Annotated in this window: 3 protein-coding genes; all 3 read left to right on the forward strand. The window is 38.2% G+C overall.

All coding sequences use genetic code 11. The features are described from left to right. Positions 1–1,367: site-specific integrase (locus tag ACT3TU_RS13565; protein WP_444784489.1), on the forward strand; the 1,367-nt coding region annotated here is incomplete at its 5' end. 1 nt (position 1,368) lies between these two features. Continuing rightward, complete coding sequence (locus tag ACT3TU_RS13570) at positions 1,369–3,534, forward strand: hypothetical protein (RefSeq protein ID WP_225735263.1); 2,166 nt, start codon at positions 1,369–1,371, stop codon at positions 3,532–3,534. Beyond that, positions 3,531–3,953, forward strand: coding sequence for a hypothetical protein (locus ACT3TU_RS13575; RefSeq protein WP_192523828.1), 423 nt, complete (start codon positions 3,531–3,533; stop codon positions 3,951–3,953). Before ACT3TU_RS13570 ends, ACT3TU_RS13575 begins: the two co-directional genes overlap by 4 nt. Positions 3,954–4,361 lie beyond the last annotated feature (408 nt).

Consider the following 4,361-nt stretch of genomic DNA (forward strand, 5'->3'; position numbering starts at 1 on the left):
CTGCACGGATGGCTGAAGAGGTCTCCGCAAAGCATACTCAAAATTGTTGGCATTATTTCAAGCAATATTTGTTAGATCCCAACATCTACACAGGTGGCAAAATTAGCTCAGAGCTAATTTTGAAGTATAAATCAACTTTAGACTCTGAAAATGAGTATAAGTTGGGAACGATTCGCTCATTACTGAGAAATTGGGTTGAGTGGAAACATCCAGGGGTTAATAGTGATATATCAGATACACTTGATCGGCTAGTCTTAAAGGGAAATGTAAAAGGTAAAGCTGTTTTACATCAATGTCCTCATACGGGCGCTTATACGCTCACTGAACAGCAATCATTATTAATATGGGCGGGTAACGCTTTTCAAGAGAAAATCTTGTCTTTAGAGGAGTTTACATGGCTCTATTTTATATATGCAACAGCTAGAAGACCAAGCCAAATCAGAGCGTTAAGAATATGTGACGTTACTCATAAAGTGGTCAATAATAGAAATATATATTCTATTAATATCCCAAGAGCGAAACAAAGAGGTGGTAAATTCCGTTCTGAATGCAGGTCTTTAACTATTACTGAAGACTTATATTTGATTGTAGTAAATCAAGTTAATGAGGTTAAATCCTTTGTTTCTTCTAAATTGCCTAGACTTGACGATAACGATATTGAACAGTTACCTATTTTTTTGAATCGCGATTCATTGCGAGAAATGAAAGTAAGCGACTATAAAGACGTTATTGTAAATACTCCTGATTACTTACATCTATCTGCAATTGACGTTCATTATATGGATAGACGAATATCCCGTAAATGTGATGCTATTTCTGAGCGTACAGGCGACTACATTCACTTTACACCTATAAGATGTAGGCGAACTAGAGCGACCAATCTTGTTAGGAATGGTATTACAGGTGTACAGCTAGCCTACTTGCTTGATCATTCAGATACTCAGCAACTGAGTGTATATACTCAGCATACAGGTGAGTTAGCACTGAGAATTTTTGACAAGATGAATGATGCAATGGAGTTGTTATCTGCAAAATTTGAAGGGCGTCTTATTTATTCCGAAGCTCAAGCATTAAGAGGTAATGATCCTAATAGCCGTGTCTTCCAATCTTCAAACAATCAGGTAGGTAACTGTGGAGGCTCTCCTGCCTGTAACAGTGGCTTGAAAGCCTGTCTTTTATGCAGTCAGTTTCAACCATTATTAGACGCTCCTTGGGAAGATGTGTTACTGGATCTAATGGAAGAAATTGAACATAAGCAAGCTATGGGAGCTAGCGATTTGATTTTACAATCGTTTAATCTTCAACTAGCCCATGTCAAAGCTATTATGAATGCATGCGATAAAATCAAGCTAGAGGAGGTGCTTTGATATGACACAGGTTATACCTTTTACGCCAAAGCATGAAGTTGAGTGCAAAAAAAACCTTCTTGATTTTATTGAGAGAGCCAAGAGTAACTTGAGTATTTATGAGGATCAAGGTGGCTTCAATAGCGACAACTGGAAGGTTATATATAAAAATGGTAGTAGCTCATCTATGCATTTTACTGGACTAAAATCTCAATGTAATAAGACTGGGGAGTTAATGCTACAACCTTTTAGAGATTTTGCGAAAGCATACATGAGAGACTTGCAAACATGGAAAGAAAGAAATCCTGCAAATTATATGGTTGTGCTGAAAACTGTTTATGAAATGCTAGTCGAAACTAATGAAAGCGCTGATATTCTTGATTTCAATGGTATAACACTACGAAAAACTACTGAGAGCTTAGAAAATCGTCTATCTTCAGGTACATTATATCGTGCTGGTCAAGTGCTTGAAAGTTTATTGAGTGATATTCAAGAGTATAAAATAAACTTAACGATACCAATATGGAAAAACCCTTGGAAACGACCAAATGAAAAGGCTACAGGAACTTCTCACGAAGATAGAGCTTGGCAAGAAAATAGATTATTAACTAGTCACCAGATTAGTTGTTTAGCTGATGCTTTTCGGTTAGCTAGAACGCCTTATGAGCAATTTTATTCATCTCAAGCTGTATTATTGATGGCTGCTCCAAGCAGAGGTGGAGAGCTACATTTTCTGACTACAGATTGTTTATTTGAAACAACAGCATTTAAGGAGGTGGTTGATGCTTCGGGTAAAGTCGTCAAAGAAGAGCATACTATTTTAAATATTCGTTGGGTCGCTGCTAAAGGTGGTGGATTTATACCGAAGCCTGTACACCCTCTAATTGAGCCAACGGTGAGAGAGGCGGTGCAAAGGCTAATTGACATTGGAGAGCCTGCTAGAAGAGCTGCACAGTGGTCAATCAAGCATCCTAATGAGTTCTATCGACATGATGGCTGCATTACCGCAGGAGATCATCGCGAAGATGCTCCACTGACTATTCTAGAGTTTGCAGCGGCTATGGGGCTTTCACAGGACAATATACCGAATGATTCTGCTGAATCTATAGAAAGAAGTGCTTTCTTGAATTACTACAAGCAAAAGTGGATTCAAAATCTTTTTGAAACAAAGGACTGTATTACCTATCGAGATTTAGCTGCTTATACTGTGGGAAATTATAAAAAGTCTTTTCCTAAGTTTCCTAATCTTTCAGAAATTAATAAGCCTGTATCAGACATGTTATGCCTTGTTAGAGACAACGAGCTTCATAGCGAGTTTCAATCTAAAGGCTATAGTTTTACTGCTCCTACTATAAATCAACTAAATGTTGCTTTAGGCAGTATTCATAAAAGAAAAAATGGCACAATAGTTCAGTCTTTGTTTACATCTGTGGGATTAAAGGAACAAAACGGAGACAACTTAGTAATTACTTCGCATCAAATTCGAGTGTGGTTGTCTACAATGGCTGAACGTGGCGAGATGGAGTCATTAGACTTAGCAATGTTTGCAGGACGTAGCCGTATTCAAGACAACAGAGCTTATGATTTACGTCCTATGGAGGAATTGGCAAAGGAGTCAAGAAAACTAATTAGTCTTGGCCTAGAGGCTCACGACGGGACTAAAGCTCTACAAGCTGTAAAGGTTAATGTACCTATTACTTTTGAAATGCTAGGTCATAAAGATCGATATGGTGTAGTTCAAGCTTCTGGGTTTGGATACTGCGAGCATGATTGGACTATGTCACCATGTTCAAAAGCAGGTGAATGTGTAACGTGTAAAGAGCACTCTTGCATTAAAGGTATGCCGAATACAAAAGAGCGATTATTAGAATTAGAGCAGGTTGTCAAACATGAGCTTAATAGAGCAGTAGAAGCTGATAATAACGACTATTCAGGTGCTAGTAGCTGGGTCATTTATCAAAGTAAAAAACTTGCAATAATTAAGACTCTGTTAACATATTTAGATAATGATGACTATCCTGAAGGGCTTATTATCCGTGTTCCAGAAGCTCTAGATGTGAGCTTAACGCGAATAGCACTAAACGAGCTTGGATATTCTACAGAGGTCACAGATAACTCAACCTTGAGTGAAAAGATTACTCTCACAACAGAGTCTAACTTTCTAGCGATTTTAGAGGGTGGGTTATGAAGCCAAAACTTATAAGCGAAAAGGAATTGGATTTAGTTGAAGACATATTGAAGAAATGGTCAGGCAAGCTGACATGGGATAAGTTCGCTGTCCGAGTTGCTTCTGCTTTAGGGAAAGATTCTGTCTCTAAGTTTACTCTAATGGGCTACCCTGAGGTCAAACAGGCATTTAATAGACGTAAGCAAACGCTTAAAGAGGTAAAGTCACAGGTCATTGAAACAATGGGTGATGTGACTATTGATATACTTATCAACGAAAATGCTGAGCTAAGAAACCAAATTCATCATTTAGAAGAAGAGTTTAAAGCAAAAGAAAGGCTATGGGTAGAGCAGTACCGAAGGTGGCAATATAATCTTTCCATGATGCCAAATGTAGATTTGTCTATACTTAATCAACCTCTTCCAGCGAAACAGAATTAAATTGCTATAGTCAAAAAACTTTAGATTGAGAACAACACAAGCGATAGTAGATATTCAAGCAAGTAAGCGTAAAAGAGAAGTTTTCTAAACCAAATTACTAATTAGGGAAGACTGGGACGTGACATCAATTAAGCCAAACAACAGAAGAAATGACTGGCTAACTTATCAGAGCGAGTAGCAATCATACGGTACTACTTAAGCTTGGCAAAGAAGCTCTCAATCAGCTGCCGTGCTCTATAGAGCGCTTTGCCGAAATATCTGTGCTGTAGCCTGAAGTCGTTGACACTTGGATGGTATGACTGCTTTGTATTGCTTCAATTCGTTCAATGATGCGGTTATCAGCACCGTAAGCTTTAGCGGTCCAACTTAAATAAATAGCCTCTAATATATCCGGGGCGGTTCAAACTA

It is taken from the genome of Psychrobacter sp. AOP3-A1-26, from assembly GCF_052378235.1.
GTDB lineage: Bacteria > Pseudomonadota > Gammaproteobacteria > Pseudomonadales > Moraxellaceae > Psychrobacter.

What these genes read in the sequence shown, in the direction of transcription:
- ACT3TU_RS13570 (WP_225735263.1), top strand. Translation starts at nt 1,369, where the DNA reads ATGACACAGGTTATACCTTTTACGCCAAAGCATGAAGTTGAGTGCAAA.
- ACT3TU_RS13575 (WP_192523828.1), top strand. Translation starts at nt 3,531, where the DNA reads ATGAAGCCAAAACTTATAAGCGAAAAGGAATTGGATTTAGTTGAAGAC.